Raw genomic sequence first — 14,438 nt, 5'->3', positions numbered from 1 at the left:
CCGGTACGGCGGGTCGGCTACCGCATTGATGATCACCGTGTCAACGGGATTCCGGTTGCGATCCGGCCATGGAGAGTCCGAATTACGGACGAAGATCAGCATGTGTGGTGCCGACGGTCCGTTTCGTTACCGTCTGGATGGTTTGGTTTGTCCGGATTCCGAACTCTCGGAAAACGGATGTGACCAAACCGAGACCCCTTACACGTGGTTTATGGGGCGAAGGTGACTGAGACTGGGGTGCATTGAGCTCGGGTCAATGGGTCACGCGCTGTGGGGAGCGCCGACTCACGAGCAGCAGGAGCTGGTCGCTGGCTGTCAGGGGTGTCAGCTGCGGGCAGCTCCTTTCCATGAAGTGAATGGACTCATGAGGAGGCAGTCCCATGCGCGGTGCCAAGAGCGCCACCTGGGTCGCAGGTGCGATAGCCGTGGCCCTGACCGCCACGGCGTGCGGCGGCGGCAGCAGCAGTAGTGGCAACAACGCGCCCGTTGACCCCAACGGCACGTACACCTACTACAACACCGAGCCGCAGAACCCGCTGATCCCGACCAACACCAACGAGGTCGGCGGCGGTTACATCGTCAAGAACCTCTTCCGCGGTCTGGTCGACTTCGACCTCCAGGGCAAGCTGCGCTACCAGAACGCCGAGAGCGTCGAGTCCACGGACAACCAGCACTTCACGGTGAAGCTGAAGAAGGGCTGGAAGTTCCACAACGGCGAGCCGGTCACGGCGGCCTCCTTCGTGGACGCCTGGAACTGGGGCGCCAACGCCAAGAACGCCCAGCTCAACTCCTCCTGGTTCGAGCCCATCAAGGGTTACGAGGAGATCCACCCGAAGGAGGGCGACCCGAAGACCGACAAGATGTCGGGCCTGAAGGTCGTCAACGACAACGAGTTCACCATCGAGCTGTCGCAGCCGGTCTCGACCTTCAAGGAGCGTCTCTTCTACGACGCCTTCTTCCCGCTGCCCAAGGCGTTCTACAAGGACACCAAGGCGTTCGGCGAGCACCCCATCGGCAACGGCCCGTACCAGCAGGACGGGAACTGGGAGCACAAGGTCCAGTTCAAGACGAAGAAGTTCGCCGACTACAAGGGCGAGGACAAGCCCAAGAACGGCGGCGTGATCTTCAAGTTCTACAACACGGACGACAGCGCCTACAACGACCTGGTCTCCAACAAGGTCGACATCATGTACAAGGTCCCGAACTCGGCGACCGGCAAGTTCAAGTCCGACCTCGGTGAGCGCGCCGTCAACGAGCCGTACGGCGGCCAGACCACCATCGCCTTCCCCATGTACGACAAGGAGTGGGGCAAGCCCGAGAAGGCCAAGGTCCGCCAGGGTCTGTCGATGGCCATCGACCGCGACACCATCGTCAAGACGGTCCTCAAGGGCGCTTCCGACGCGGCCGACGGCTGGGTGCCCACCGTCGTCGAGGGTTACAAGAAGGACGTCTGCGGCGAGTTCTGCAAGTTCAACCCGACCAAGGCCAAGCAGCTGATCAAGGAAGGCGGTGGCGTCCCCGGCAACAAGATGACCATCACCTTCAACAATGACGGCGGCCACCGGGACTGGGCCGAGGCGGTCTGCAACGACATCAAGCAGAACACCGGCGTGAACTGCGCCGCCCAGCCGCGCCCGACCTTCCAGCAGGTGCGTAACGAGATCACCGGCAAGAAGATGGACAGCGCCTTCCGTATGGGCTGGGTCCAGGACTTCCCGAACATCTCCAACTTCATCTCCGAGCAGTACCGCACCGGTGCCGGCGCGAACGACATGGGCTTCTCCGACCCCGAGCTGGACAAGCTGATGGACCAGGCCAACGCGGCCAAGACCATCGAGGAGTCCAACAAGCTCTACCTCCAGGCCGAGAAGAAGCTGACGGAGACGATGCCCTCCATCCCGCTGTTCTTCGACCACACCCTGGGCGGTTACTCCAACAAGGTGCAGAACGTGAAGTTCGACACCTACCGCCAGGCGATCTGGACCGACGTCGAGGTCAAGAAGAAGTAACCGGGACGCTGCATGTGACGCAGGCCCAGTAGCCGCCCGCCCCCTCCACCCCGGGGCGAGGCGGCCGCTGGGCCCGTCAGCGACAGGAGGAACCATGGGGCGTTATGTCGCGAGGCGACTGCTCCAGATGATCCCGGTCTTCATCGGGACCACTCTGCTCATTTTCCTGATGGTGTATTCGCTGCCGGGCGACCCCATCAAGGCGCTTTTCGGTGACAAGGCCGCCGACCCGGCCACCGTCGCCAGACTTCGGCACCAGTACGGGCTCGACCAGCCCATGCTGACCCAGTACTGGAACTACCTGACCGGCCTGTTCAAGGGCGACTTCGGTGACAGCTTCACCGGCCGACCGGTCGCCGACCTGATGGCCGAGGCATTCCCGGTCACCATCCGGCTGGCGCTCTACGCCTTCGGTATCGAGGTCGTCATCGGTATCGCGCTCGGCATGCTCACCGGCCTGAAGCGCGGCAAGCTCGTCGACCAGGCTGTTCTGGTGCTCACCCTCATCGTGATCTCGATCCCGGTGTTCGTGCTCGGCTTCCTCGCCCAGTTCTTCCTGGGTCTGAAATGGGGGCTGATCACACCGACGGTCCAGGACTCCATGAATCTGGGGGAACTGACCGTACCGGCGATCGTGCTCGGTGCCCTGTCGCTCGCGTACGTCACCCGGCTCACCCGTACCACCGTCGCGGAGAACCTGCGCGCCGACTACATGCGCACCGCGCTCGCCAAGGGCCTGCCCAAGAGCCGGCGCCTGGGCGTGCACCTGATGCGCAACTCCCTGATCCCCGTGGTCACCTTCCTCGGCACCGATCTCGGCATGCTGATGGGCGGCGCCATCGTCACCGAGGGCATCTTCAACGTCCAGGGCGTGGGCAACACGCTGTTCAAGGCGATCCAGACCAGCGAAGGCCCCACCGTGGTCGGCATCGTGACGGTGCTCGTCCTCATCTACCTCGTGAGCAGCCTGGTCGTGGACCTGCTGTACGCCGTTCTGGACCCGAGGATCCGCTATGCCTGAGAAGACAACTGTGAACCCCGGCAGCGTCGCGGGCCCGGGCACCACCGGCGACACCGTGGACCTCGCGGCGCCCGGCGTCGGCGCTGCCGCGGCCGAGGCCGCCGGCGGCCCCGCCAACAAGCCCCGCAGCCTCGGCCAGGACGCCTGGCGCGAACTGCGCTCCCGGCCGATGTTCTGGATCGCCGGCGTGCTGCTCGTGGTGCTGATCATCATGGCGGCCGTGCCGTCGCTGTTCACGGGCGCCGACCCGGCCCACGCCGACCTGCGCAACCACTACCTGGGCGAGCCCCAGTGGTCGCACCTGTTCCAGGTCGACTGGTTCGGCTACAACAAGCAGGGCCAGAGCGTGTGGGCCCGTACCGTCTACGGCGCCCGCGCCTCGATCATCGTCGGTGTCTGTGTGACCTTCGCGGTCACCGTCTTCGGCGGCCTGCTGGGCATGCTCGCGGGCTACTTCGGCGGCTGGGCGGACGCCCTCCTGTCGCGTATCACCGACGTGTTCTTCGGCATCCCGCTGCTGCTCGGCGCGCTCGTCCTCCTGCAGGCGTTCACCAGCCGTACGGTGTGGACCGTGACCCTGGGTCTGGCCGTCTTCGGCTGGATGCAGCTCGCCCGCGTCATGCGCGGCGCGGTGATCACCCAGAAGCAGGCGGACTTCGTGACGGCCGCCAGGGCGCTCGGCGCGGGCAACACCCGCATCCTGTTCAAGCACATCCTGCCGAACGCCATCGGGCCGGTCATCGTCGTCGCCACCATCGCGCTGGCCGGCTACATCTCCGCCGAAGCCACCCTGTCCTACCTGGGCATCGGCCTCCAGCCGCCGGCCATCTCCTGGGGCGTGGACATCTCCGCGGCCAAGGACGTGCTGCGCGACGCCCCGCACGTCCTGCTCATCCCGTCGGCGTTCCTGAGCATCACCGTGCTGGCGTTCATCCTCCTCGGCGACGCGGTGCGCGACGCCCTCGATCCCAAGCTGCGCTGAGGGAGGCGTACGTGACCACCATTTCGAAGACCGCGGACGTTCCCAAGCCGGGGGCGGACGCCAAGGACAGCGGTCCGCTGCTCGACGTCCGTGACCTGCACGTCGAATTCCACACCCGGGACGGCGTCGTCAAGGCCGTCAACGGCGTCAACTACAACGTCAGCGCCGGCGAGACGCTCGCCGTGCTCGGCGAGTCCGGCTCCGGCAAGTCCGTCACCGCGCAGGCCGTGATGGGCATCCTGGACATGCCGCCGGCGAAGATCCCGCAGGGCGAGATCCTCTTCCGCGGCCAGGACATGCTGAAGATGACGCCCGAGGAGCGCCGCCGGACCCGCGGCGCGAAGATCGCCATGATCTTCCAGGACGCGCTGTCGTCGCTGAACCCGGTGCTCACCGTCGGCTACCAGCTCGGCGAGATGTTCCGGGTCCACCAGGGCATGTCCAAGAAGGACGCCAAGGCCAAGGCGATCGAGCTGATGGACCGGGTGAAGATCCCGGCCGCGGCGGCCCGGGTCTCGGACTACCCGCACCAGTTCTCCGGCGGTATGCGCCAGCGCATCATGATCGCCATGGCGCTGGCCCTGGAACCGGACCTGATCATCGCGGACGAGCCGACCACGGCGCTCGACGTGACGGTCCAGGCGCAGGTCATGGATCTGCTCGCGGACCTCCAGCGCGAGTACAACATGGGCCTGATCCTGATCACCCACGACCTGGGTGTGGTCGCCGACGTCGCCGACAAGATCGCGGTGATGTACGCGGGCCGGATCGTCGAGCACGCGCCCGTGCACGAGCTGTACAAGAACCCCGCGCATCCGTACACGCGCGGCCTGCTCGACTCCATCCCGCGCCTGGACCAGAAGGGCCAGGAGCTCTACGCGATCAAGGGCCTCCCGCCCAACCTGCTGAACATCCCCACGGGTTGCGCGTTCAACCCGCGCTGCCCCAAGGCGCAGGACATCTGCCGTACCGAGGTGCCGCCGCTGCACGGCGTCGCCGACGGCCGCGGCAGCGCGTGCCACTTCTGGGAGGAGACGATCAATGGCTGAGCCCACGAAGGACGCGGCGCGCGAGCCCATCCTCGAAGTCCGCGACCTGGTCAAGCACTTCCCGCTCACCCAGGGCATCCTGTTCAAGAAGCAGGTCGGCGCGGTCAAGGCCGTCGACGGCATCTCCTTCTCGCTGTACGAGGGCGAGACCCTCGGCATCGTCGGCGAGTCCGGCTGCGGCAAGTCCACGGTCGCCAAGCTGCTGATGAACCTGGAACGGGCGACGTCCGGCGAGGTCTTCTACAAGGGCCAGGACATCTCCAAGCTGTCGGGGCGCGCGTTGAAGGCCGTGCGTCGCAACATCCAGATGGTGTTCCAGGACCCGTACACCTCGCTGAACCCGCGCATGACGGTCGGCGACATCATCGGCGAGCCGTACGAGATCCACCCGGAGGCGGCCCCCAAGGGCGACCGCCGCAAGAAGGTCCAGGACCTGCTGGACGTCGTCGGCCTCAACCCCGAGTACGTCAACCGCTATCCGCACCAGTTCTCGGGCGGCCAGCGCCAGCGCATCGGCATCGCCCGCGGACTGGCCCTCAACCCCGAGATCATCATCTGCGACGAGCCCGTCTCGGCGCTGGACGTGTCGGTCCAGGCGCAGGTCATCAACCTGATGGAGAAGCTCCAGGACGAGTTCAACCTCTCCTACCTCTTCATCGCCCACGACCTGTCCATCGTCCGGCACATCTCCGACCGGGTCGGGGTGATGTACCTCGGCAAGATGGCGGAGATCGGCACCGACGAGCAGATCTACGACCACCCGACCCACCCGTACACCCAGGCCCTGCTCTCCGCCGTCCCCGTACCGGACCCGGAGGCGCGGGCCGGCCGCGAGCGGATCATCCTCTCCGGCGACGTGCCGTCCCCGGCCAACCCGCCGTCCGGCTGCCGCTTCCGCACCCGCTGCTGGAAGGCCCAGGACAAGTGCGCCGAGGAGGTGCCGCTGCTCGCCGTACCGGAGCGCTTCGCCACCACGGGCAGCCTCGCGGCGCACGACTCGGCCTGCCACTTCGCGGAGGAGAAGGACGTGGTCGGCGCGGCCTGAGCCGGGCCGTACGCGCGTACGCGGGGGCGTCCGGGGCATCCGCTCCGGGCGCCCCCGTACGCGTACCCGGCCGCCACCAGCACCGACTCGCTCCCGCGGCGTCACTCCCGGTCCCCTTTGGGCGTCACGGTGAACCACACGGCCTTGCCGTTCGGGCAGTCCCGCACTCCCCAGCTGTCGGCGCAGGCGGCCACGATCCCGAGCCCGCGCCCGTACTCCTCCTCGGCCCCGGCGCTCTGCCGCGCCGGCACGCCCGGCCCGGTGTCCCACACGGCGATCGTGAGGTCGAACGGTGAGCGGTCCACGCTCACGTACGCGTCGGTCTTCGCGTACTGGTACGAGTTGGTCACCAGCTCCGAGACCATCAGCTCCGCCGTCTCCGTCAGGCAGTTCAGCCCGGCCCCGTCCAGGATGTGCCGCAGCGCGGCTCTGACGACACCGACCGCCCGGGGGTCATGCGGAATGAACAGGCCGTAGGACCAGGTGTCGCTGGGCGTGCTCATGAGGCAGCCTCCAGGTGGATGTGGTCTGCGAATGCGCTCTGTGACTGGTTCCACACTCAAGGTAGCGATGGGTGGCGTATACGTGCCACCAACTCACAGAAATGGCTGGCTGGTCCATACTGCCGAGGGGGATCTGGGAGGGATGAATGGGCCTGAGGGCGAGTCCCACGTACCGGCAGCGACGTTTCGGAGCCGAAGTCCGCAGGCTACGGGAGCGCGCCGGCCTGACGGTCAGTGAGGCCGCGGACGTGATGGGCATGCGGCAGTCGCACGTCAGCAATGTGGAGGCCGGCCGCACCCCGCTGGCGCCGGAGCGGCTGCGGGCACTGGCTCAGACCACGAGTGGTACACGTTCTACCTACCTCGAAGCGCTGATCGCGATGGGCGAGGCCCGGGGGAAGGGCTGGTGGAGCGCCTACAGAAGCGCGGTGCGGCCGTCCCTCCTGGATCTCGCCGAACTCGAATCCGGGGCCGGACGCCTGCTCTGCTACGAACCGATGTTCATCCCGGGCCTGGTGCAGACCCGTGAGTACGCCGCGGCCATCCACCATGAGGGATACACGCGGGAGACGAGGCGGCAGCGGGACCTCGCGGTCGACTTCCGGCTGAGGCGCCAGCAGGTGCTCAGCGGCAGCGGGGCGCCGCGCACCCACCTGGTCGTTCACGAAGCGGCCCTGCACGTGTCGCTCGGCAGGCGCGGCGTCATGCGCGACCAGTTGATCCGGCTGATCGAGGTGTCGCGGCTTCCGCACGTCACCGTGCAAGTGCTGCCCTTCGCCGGGCCGGTGCCTTTTGGTACCTCGTTCACGGTGGTGGAGCCGGAGGTCGAGGAACTGGGCACGGTCGTCGTGTCACACGTCGAAAACTCCCTGTACCTCGGTGATTCGGACGCTCTTGCGAGGTACCACGCCACTTTCGCTAGGCTCAGCGAAGTGGCCTTGCCTCCGGTCGACGCCGCGGCCCTCCGCGAGGCGCACGCGGTGAAGGACTCGCTGGGGATCATCCGGCGTCTCCTGTATCCCCTGCTCTAGGAGGGCGTGCATGTCCCAGCTCACGTGGCAGAGGTCCAGCTTCAGTGAAGGTGGCGCGGATACGTGTGTCGAGGTGGCTGCCGGGTGTGGAGATGTGCGGTGGGTGCGGGAGAGTGCGGAGGGTGGGGTGGTGAGGGTGTCTGTGGGGGCGCTGGGGGGACTGGTGCGGGTGCTTAAGGTGGGGGCGGTCGGTTGATTCTTGGGTGTGCGTTTTGTGCGGGGGTTGCGCTTTGCGGGAAGGCGGGCGGCTGGCCGGTGGGGATGCGCGCGTCGGGGCGGTGGCGTGGTTGGTGTTGGCGGCGCAGACTGAAGGGGCAGGTACGTTCCACCGGGTGGGGTGAGGTTGATGCGCCGCCTTGGCATGACGGCGTCCGTCGCTGTCCTGGCCGCGACCGCGTTGGCGGGCTGCGGGGCGTCCGGCGACCGGGCGGACCGTACGGAGACCACGGTCACCAGCACGCGTACGGTCACTGAGGAGCCGACGCCCGCGCCTTCCGGCAGCGGGACGGCCGGGAGTACCGCGTCACCGGAGGCCGGGCCGACGGCCACCGCCCGGGATGCCGCCTCCGTCGTCCAGGACTATTACGCGGCCGTCAACGCTCGTGACTTCCGCCGCGCCTGGGACCTCGGAGGCAAGAACCTCGGGGGGACGTACGACGCCTTCGCGGCCGGCTTCGCGGACACCGCCCGGGACACCGTGCGTGTCGTGGACGTGAGCGGCGACGTGGTGACGGTGACGTTGGAAGCCGAGCAGCGGGACGGGTCCGTGCGGACCTTTGCCGGTACGTACACGGTGCGGGGCGGGGCCATCGTCGCCGCGGACATTCAGGTGGTGGCGGGGCCGACGCCCAGCGGTGGTTCGCCTCGTCCTGGCCCGTCGACGGGTGGGCCCGATGTCGATTGCTCCGATCTCGACGGCCCGACCCGAGTGGGGCCGGACGACCCGCACCGCCTTGACCGTGACGGCGACGGTGTCGGCTGTGAGCCCCACGGGGAGTGACGGGGATCGCTCGTACGGGGGGTTCTGGCCCGTGTTGCGGGCGGGTGGCGTGGTGTGGGGGACGGGAGGTGCCAGGTTGGGGCCGAGGGCGTCGGTGGGTGTCCGGGGTCGCGGTTCTGAGGAGGCAGCTCGTTGGGTGGAGCCTGGCGCGTCGGGTCGGTGGTCTGTGTGGCCGCCGTGGCTGCCCTGGCCGCTGCCGGGTGTGGTGGGGGCGGGCAGGACCCCACGGTCGTCCGGGCGTCCTGGGGTGACCCGCAGAATCCGGTGGAGCCGGCCAACACCACCGATGTGCAGGGCGGCAAGGTGCTCGATCTCGCTTTCCGGGGGCTGAAGCGGTACAACCCGCGGACCGCTGTCGCGGAGAACATGGTCGCGGAGTCGGTCGAGTCGCCGGATGCGCGGAATTTCACTGTCAAGGTCAAGCCGGGGTGGACGTTCAGCAATGGGGAAAAGGTGACCGCGCGGTCCTTCGTGGACGCCTGGAATTACGGGGCGCTGGTCACCAACCGGCAGCAGGGGGCGCCGTTCTTCAGTTATGTGGAGGGGTATGAGGACGTGCACCCCGAGGGGGCGGGGGAGAAGCCGACGGCGAAGACGATGCGTGGGCTGCGGGTACGGAACGAGTTCACTTTTACGGTGCGGCTGAACAGGAAGTTCGGGCTGTGGCCGGACATGCTCGGATACAACGCCTTTCTGCCGCTGCCCCGGTTGTTCTTCACCGATCACGACGCGTGGCTGGCGAAACCGGTCGGCAATGGGCCGTACGCGGTGCAGTCGTATGCCAAGGGCGGGGTCATGCGGCTGCGGAGGTGGGGAAAGTACCCGGGTCCGGACCGGGCGCGGAACGGTGGAGTTGATCTTCAGGTTTATACGGACAATGACACTGCTTACACGGATTTGATGGCGGGGAATCTGGATCTGGTCGATGATGTGCCGGCTCCGCAGTTGAAGCATGTGAAGAAGGATCTGGGCGGGCGCTACATCAACCAGCCTGCGGGGATCATCCAGACGCTGTCGTTCCCGATGTACGACGAGAAGTGGTCGAAGGCGGGAGTGGAGAAGGTCCGGCGGGGGATTTCCATGGCCGTCAACCGGCCGGCGATCACCCGGCAGATCTTCCGGGGGACGCGGACGCCCGCCACCGACTGGACCGCGATGGCCCTGGGGGAGCACGGCGGCTACCGGGCGGGCCTGTGCGGTGACGCGTGTACGTACGATCCGGCCGGGGCCCGGAAGCTGGTCGCCGAAGGGGGCGGGATTCCCGGCGGTTCGATGAAGGTGACGTACAACGCGGACACCGGGTCTCACAAGTTGTGGGTGGACGCGCTGTGCAACAGCGTGAACAAGGCGTTGGGCCGGCATGTGTGTGACGGTGCGCCGATGGGAACCTTCGCCGATTACCGCACCAAGGTCACGCAGAAGAAGATGAGCGGGCCTTACCGGGCCGGCTGGCAGATGGACTATCCGCTGATCCAGACCTTTCTGCAGAGCCAGTACTTCACCGGCGCGTCGTCCAACGACTCGGGCTGGAGCAACAAGGAGTTCGACGGACTGGTGAGCCGGGCCAACGCGGAGAGCGAGCTGCGGCAGGTGAACGACACGTATCACCGGGCCGAGCGGATTCTGGCCCGGGAGATGCCCGCGATCCCGCTCTGGTACCAGAACGGTAGTGGCGGGTACGGGGAACGGGTCGAGAATGTCGCGCTGAATCCCTTCAGTGTTCCGGTGTACGGCCAGATCACGATCAAGGGCTGAGGGGCGGGTGGACGGCCGTGGGGCGTTATGTCATTCGGCGACTGCTGCAGATGGTGCCGGTTTTCGTCGGTGCCACGTTTCTCATTTTTGTGATGGTGTACGCGCTCGGTGACCCGGTCGCGGCCCTCTCCGGTGACCGTGCACCCGACCCGGCGACGGCCGCGCAGATCCGCCGTGAGCTTCATTTGGACCAGCCGCTGTGGCAGCAGTACCTGCATTACATGGGGCAGATCTTCACGGGGAATTTCGGCACCACCTTCGACGGGCAGCAGGTCCTGGACAAGATGGGTACCGCCTTTCCCGTCACCCTGCGGCTCACCGTCGTCGCGATCGTCGCGGAGATCGTCGTCGGGGTGACGCTCGGCGTGCTCAGCGGGCTGCGGCGGGGGCGGCTGCTGGACTCCGGGGTGCTGGTGCTCACGCTGATCGTGGTGTCCGTACCGACGTTCGTCAGCGGGTACGCGCTCCAGTACCTGCTGGGCGTGAAGTGGGCGTGGGTGAGCCCGGCCGTCGCCCTGGGCGCGCCGCTGGACGAACTGCTGCTGCCGGGCTGTGTGCTGGCGCTGGTGTCCTTGGCGTACGTCACCCGGCTCACCCGGACGTCGATCGCGGAGAACGCCCGCGCCGACTACGTCCGTACGGCCGTCGCCAAGGGCCTGCCCCGGCGCCGGATCGTCGTCCGGCACCTGCTGCGCAACTCGCTGATCCCGGTGGTCACCTTCATCGGCGCGGACATCGGCACGCTGATGGGCGGCGCGGTGGTCACCGAGCGGATCTTCAACGTGCACGGCGTCGGCTACGAGCTGTACCAGGGCATCGTCCGCCAGAACTCTCCGACCGTCGTCGGCTTCGTGACCGTCCTGGTCATCGTCTTCCTGCTGGCGAACCTGATCGTCGACCTCCTGTACGCCGTGCTCGACCCGAGGATCCGCTATGCCTGAACCCGAGCGTCCCGAGCCGTTCCGGACGGCGGGCGGCGGAACGCCGTTGCCCGCTGTCGAGGCGGAGACCATGGGCGGGCTCGGCGGGACACCGGAGGTGCCCGGGGCCCCGGGGGCTCCGCAGGGGGCCGGCGTGCAGCCGGCCGGCGGCCGGGCCCGCAGCCTGTGGTCGGACGCCTGGCACGACCTGCGCCGCAGCCCCGTCTTCATCGTGTCCGGCCTGCTGATCCTGTTCTTCCTGCTGGTCGCGGTCTGGCCGTCCCTGCTGACCGGCACCGATCCGTTGGACTGCGACATCACCTTGTCGCAGGAAGGCGCGCGCAGCGGCCACCCGTTCGGGTTCGACACCCAGGGCTGCGACGTCTTCGCGCGGACGGTGTACGGGGCCCGGGCCTCCGTCACGGTCGGCGTGTGCGCCACGGCCGGAGCCGCCCTCCTCGGCGGGGTGCTGGGCGGGCTGGCCGGATTCTTCGGCGGCTGGTGGGACGCGCTGCTCTCGCGGATCGCCGACATGTTCTTCGCCATCCCGATGCTGCTGGGCGGTCTCGTGTTCCTGTCCGTGGTGCCGTCCGGCTCCGTATGGCCGGTCGTCGGGTTCATCGTGCTGCTGGGCTGGCCGCAGCTCGCGCGGATCGCCCGCGGTTCCGTACTGACCGTCAAACAGGCCGACTTCGTGCAGGCGGCGCGGGCGCTGGGGGCCGGCAACACCCGGCTGCTGCTGCGGCACCTGGCGCCCAACGCGGTCGCGCCGGTGATCGTCGTGGCGACCATCGCCCTCGGCACGTACATCGCGCTGGAGGCGACGCTCTCCTATCTGGGCGTCGGCCTGAAGCCACCGACCGTCTCCTGGGGCATCGACATCTCCGAGGCGTCCAAGCAGATCCGCAACGCGCCGCACATGCTGCTGTGGCCGGCCGGCGCGCTCAGCCTGACCGTACTGGCGTTCATCATGCTCGGCGACGCGGTGCGCGACGCCCTCGATCCCAAGTTGCGCTGAGGAGACGGTGGATGACGGCTGAGGGGTTGCGGCAGGAGGCCGGTTCCGGCGGCGGTGTGCTGCTGGACGTGCGGGACCTGAAGGTGGAGTTCCGTACGCGGGACGGTGTGGCGCACGCGGTCAACGGGGTCGGTTACCGGGTGCGCGCGGGCGAGACGCTGGCCGTACTGGGGGAGTCGGGCTCGGGCAAATCGGTGACCGCGCAGGCCGTTCTGGGCATCCTGGACACGCCACCGGGGCACATCACGGGCGGTGAGGTCCTCTTTCACGGGCGGGACCTGCTGCGGATGAGCGCCGAGGAGCGGCGCGGGATGCGCGGCACCAAGCTGGCGATGATCTTCCAGGACGCGTTGTCGGCGCTCAACCCCGTGCTGAGCGTGGGGGCGCAGCTCGGGGAGATGTTCGAGGTGCACCGGGGGATGTCCCGCAGGGAGGCACGTGCCTGCGCGGCCGAGCTGATGGACCGGGTGCGCATCCCGGCCGCCAGGAGCCGGGTGGGCGACTATCCGCACCAGTTCAGCGGCGGGATGCGCCAGCGCATCATGATCGCGATGGCGCTGGCCCTCGGCCCCGACCTGATCATCGCGGACGAGCCGACGACGGCGCTCGACGTGACGGTCCAGGCCCAGGTCATGGATCTGCTCGCGGAGCTGCGGCGGGAGTACGCCATGGGGCTGGTGCTGATCACCCACGACTTGGGGGTTGTCGCGGACGTCGCCGACCGGATCGCGGTGATGTACGCGGGCCGGATCGTGGAGACCGCCCCCGTCCACGACCTCTACCGGGCGCCCGCCCACCCGTACACTCGCGGTCTGCTCGACTCCATCCCGCGCCTGGACCAGAAGGGCAGGGAGCTGTACGCGATCAAGGGACTGCCGCCCAGCCTGACCGCGATTCCGCCGGGCTGCCCCTTCCACCCGCGCTGCCCCAAGGCGCAGGACATCTGCCGTACGGACCGGCCGCCGCTCTACGACGTGGCACCGGGCCGGGCCAGCGCCTGCCACTTCTGGGAGGAGACCATCAGTGAGCGAGGAGACCGCCGGTGAACGCTGAGGCGGCTGGGCGCGCGGGGGAAACCGTCCTCGACGTACGGGACCTGGCCAAGCACTACCCGCTGACGCGCGGCATCGTGCTGCGCCGGCAGATCGGCTCGGTCAAGGCCGTGGACACCGTCTCCTTCACCCTGCGCAAGGGCGAGACGCTGGGGATCGTGGGGGAGTCCGGCTGTGGCAAGTCGACGGTCGCCAAGCTGCTGGTCGGGCTGGAGAAGCCGACCGGCGGACAGATCCTGTACCGGGGCGAGGACATCACCAGGCTGTCGGGGCGCGCGCTGAAGGCCGTGCGCCGCAACATCCAGATGGTGTTCCAGGACCCGTACACCTCGCTGAACCCGCGCATGACGGTCGGGGACATCATCGGCGAGCCCTACGACATCCACCCGGAGGTGGCTCCTAAGGGGGACCGGCGGCGGAAGGTCCAGGACCTGCTGGACGTGGTCGGGCTCAATCCGGAGTACATCAACCGCTATCCGCACCAGTTCTCCGGCGGGCAGCGCCAGCGCATCGGCATCGCGCGTGGGCTGGCGCTGCGCCCCGAGGTGATCGTGGCGGACGAGCCGGTCTCGGCGCTGGACGTCTCCGTCCAGGCGCAGGTCGTCAACCTGCTGGAACGGCTTCAGGACGAGTTCGACCTGTCGTACGTCTTCATCGCGCACGACCTGTCGGTCGTCCGGCACATCTCCGACCGGGTCGCGGTGATGTACCTCGGCCGCTTCGCCGAAGTCGGCACGGAGGACGAGATCTACGGGCATCCGACGCACCCGTACACCCAGGCCCTGCTCTCCGCCGTACCGGTACCGGACCCCGAGGCGCGTGCCCGGCGCGACCGCATCCTGCTGAGCGGCGACGTGCCCTCGCCGGCCGACCCGCCGTCCGGCTGCCGCTTCCGTACCCGCTGCTGGAAGGCGCGGGAGCGCTGCGCGCTGGAGGTGCCGCCGCTGGACGTGCCGGAGGGCTTCGCGGGGGTGACGGGCCCGGCCCGGCACGCCTCGGCGTGCCACTTCGCGGAGGAACGGCAGGTCGTGCCGGGCGGGTAGCGGGCCGCGC

General features: G+C 68.2%; 14 protein-coding genes. 13 read left to right on the top strand and 1 reads right to left on the bottom strand.

Going from position 1 to position 14,438, the window contains the following annotated elements; translation table 11 throughout:
- Nucleotides 1-380 precede the first annotated feature (380 nt).
- From AB0A97_RS10150 to AB0A97_RS10130, 5 genes are all read left to right on the top strand, one after another.
- Nucleotides 381-2,009, top strand: a complete 1,629-nt coding sequence (locus AB0A97_RS10150) for an ABC transporter substrate-binding protein (protein WP_361147119.1) — start codon at nucleotides 381-383, stop codon at nucleotides 2,007-2,009.
- Nucleotides 2,010-2,103: 94 nt separating this feature from the next.
- Complete coding sequence (locus AB0A97_RS10145) at nucleotides 2,104-3,030, top strand: ABC transporter permease (RefSeq protein WP_125054441.1); 927 nt, start codon at nucleotides 2,104-2,106, stop codon at nucleotides 3,028-3,030.
- On the top strand, nucleotides 3,023-4,012 hold the full coding sequence (locus AB0A97_RS10140) for an ABC transporter permease (RefSeq protein ID WP_361147115.1): 990 nt from the start codon (nucleotides 3,023-3,025) through the stop codon (nucleotides 4,010-4,012). Before AB0A97_RS10145 ends, AB0A97_RS10140 begins: the two co-directional genes overlap by 8 nt.
- An 11-nt stretch (nucleotides 4,013-4,023) precedes the next feature.
- Entirely contained in the window at nucleotides 4,024-5,061 is a 1,038-nt protein-coding gene (locus AB0A97_RS10135; protein ID WP_361147112.1) for an ABC transporter ATP-binding protein, read from the top strand.
- Nucleotides 5,054-6,106 carry a dipeptide ABC transporter ATP-binding protein gene (locus AB0A97_RS10130; protein ID WP_361147110.1) on the top strand — a complete coding sequence of 351 codons (1,053 nt, stop codon included), beginning with the start codon at nucleotides 5,054-5,056 and terminating at the stop codon, nucleotides 6,104-6,106. The genes AB0A97_RS10135 and AB0A97_RS10130 overlap by 8 nt, the downstream gene beginning before the upstream one ends.
- Nucleotides 6,107-6,207: 101 nt before the next feature.
- Here AB0A97_RS10130 and AB0A97_RS10125 read toward each other — a convergent pair whose 3' ends face one another.
- On the bottom strand, nucleotides 6,208-6,609 hold the full coding sequence (locus AB0A97_RS10125) for an ATP-binding protein (protein WP_361147107.1): 402 nt from the start codon (nucleotides 6,607-6,609) through the stop codon (nucleotides 6,208-6,210).
- Nucleotides 6,610-6,755: 146 nt separating this feature from the next.
- Between AB0A97_RS10125 and AB0A97_RS10120 the strand changes: the two genes are divergently transcribed.
- The 8 genes from AB0A97_RS10120 (at nucleotide 6,756) to AB0A97_RS10085 (ending at nucleotide 14,428) form a co-directional block, all read left to right on the top strand.
- Nucleotides 6,756-7,640, top strand: coding sequence for a helix-turn-helix transcriptional regulator (locus AB0A97_RS10120; protein ID WP_361147104.1), 885 nt, complete (start codon nucleotides 6,756-6,758; stop codon nucleotides 7,638-7,640).
- A 10-nt stretch (nucleotides 7,641-7,650) separates the two neighbouring features.
- Nucleotides 7,651-7,836, top strand: coding sequence for a DUF397 domain-containing protein (locus AB0A97_RS10115; protein ID WP_361147101.1), 186 nt, complete (start codon nucleotides 7,651-7,653; stop codon nucleotides 7,834-7,836).
- A gap of 150 nt (nucleotides 7,837-7,986) precedes the next feature.
- Nucleotides 7,987-8,640 carry a hypothetical protein gene (locus AB0A97_RS10110; protein ID WP_361147098.1) on the top strand — a complete coding sequence of 218 codons (654 nt, stop codon included), beginning with the start codon at nucleotides 7,987-7,989 and terminating at the stop codon, nucleotides 8,638-8,640.
- 168 nt (nucleotides 8,641-8,808) lie between these two features.
- Nucleotides 8,809-10,395: an ABC transporter substrate-binding protein gene (locus AB0A97_RS10105; RefSeq protein ID WP_361147404.1), complete on the top strand. Its 1,587-nt coding sequence runs from the start codon at nucleotides 8,809-8,811 to the stop codon at nucleotides 10,393-10,395.
- 17 nt (nucleotides 10,396-10,412) lie between these two features.
- Complete coding sequence (locus tag AB0A97_RS10100; protein ID WP_361147096.1) at nucleotides 10,413-11,336, top strand: ABC transporter permease; 924 nt, start codon at nucleotides 10,413-10,415, stop codon at nucleotides 11,334-11,336.
- Nucleotides 11,329-12,333 (top strand): ABC transporter permease, encoded by a 1,005-nt coding sequence (locus AB0A97_RS10095; protein ID WP_361147093.1) that lies wholly within the window; start codon nucleotides 11,329-11,331, stop codon nucleotides 12,331-12,333. The genes AB0A97_RS10100 and AB0A97_RS10095 overlap by 8 nt, the downstream gene beginning before the upstream one ends.
- Nucleotides 12,334-12,389: 56 nt before the next feature.
- Entirely contained in the window at nucleotides 12,390-13,379 is a 990-nt protein-coding gene (locus AB0A97_RS10090; RefSeq protein ID WP_361147401.1) for an ABC transporter ATP-binding protein, read from the top strand.
- Entirely contained in the window at nucleotides 13,376-14,428 is a 1,053-nt protein-coding gene (locus tag AB0A97_RS10085) for a dipeptide ABC transporter ATP-binding protein (protein ID WP_361147091.1), read from the top strand. The genes AB0A97_RS10090 and AB0A97_RS10085 overlap by 4 nt, the downstream gene beginning before the upstream one ends.
- The last annotated feature ends 10 nt before the right edge of the window (nucleotides 14,429-14,438 follow it).

Source organism: Streptomyces sp. NPDC045470 (assembly GCF_040646595.1).
Classification (GTDB): domain Bacteria; phylum Actinomycetota; class Actinomycetes; order Streptomycetales; family Streptomycetaceae; genus Streptomyces.
This window is presented reverse-complemented; position numbering and strand designations above follow the sequence as displayed.

What these genes read in the sequence shown, in the direction of transcription:
- AB0A97_RS10145 (WP_125054441.1), top strand. Translation starts at nt 2,104, where the DNA reads ATGGGGCGTTATGTCGCGAGGCGACTGCTCCAGATGATCCCGGTCTTC.
- AB0A97_RS10095 (WP_361147093.1), top strand. Translation starts at nt 11,329, where the DNA reads ATGCCTGAACCCGAGCGTCCCGAGCCGTTCCGGACGGCGGGCGGCGGA.
- AB0A97_RS10125 (WP_361147107.1), bottom strand. Translation starts at nt 6,609, where the DNA reads ATGAGCACGCCCAGCGACACCTGGTCCTACGGCCTGTTCATTCCGCAT.
- AB0A97_RS10140 (WP_361147115.1), top strand. Translation starts at nt 3,023, where the DNA reads ATGCCTGAGAAGACAACTGTGAACCCCGGCAGCGTCGCGGGCCCGGGC.
- AB0A97_RS10130 (WP_361147110.1), top strand. Translation starts at nt 5,054, where the DNA reads ATGGCTGAGCCCACGAAGGACGCGGCGCGCGAGCCCATCCTCGAAGTC.
- AB0A97_RS10150 (WP_361147119.1), top strand. Translation starts at nt 381, where the DNA reads ATGCGCGGTGCCAAGAGCGCCACCTGGGTCGCAGGTGCGATAGCCGTG.
- AB0A97_RS10115 (WP_361147101.1), top strand. Translation starts at nt 7,651, where the DNA reads ATGTCCCAGCTCACGTGGCAGAGGTCCAGCTTCAGTGAAGGTGGCGCG.
- AB0A97_RS10120 (WP_361147104.1), top strand. Translation starts at nt 6,756, where the DNA reads ATGGGCCTGAGGGCGAGTCCCACGTACCGGCAGCGACGTTTCGGAGCC.
- AB0A97_RS10110 (WP_361147098.1), top strand. Translation starts at nt 7,987, where the DNA reads ATGCGCCGCCTTGGCATGACGGCGTCCGTCGCTGTCCTGGCCGCGACC.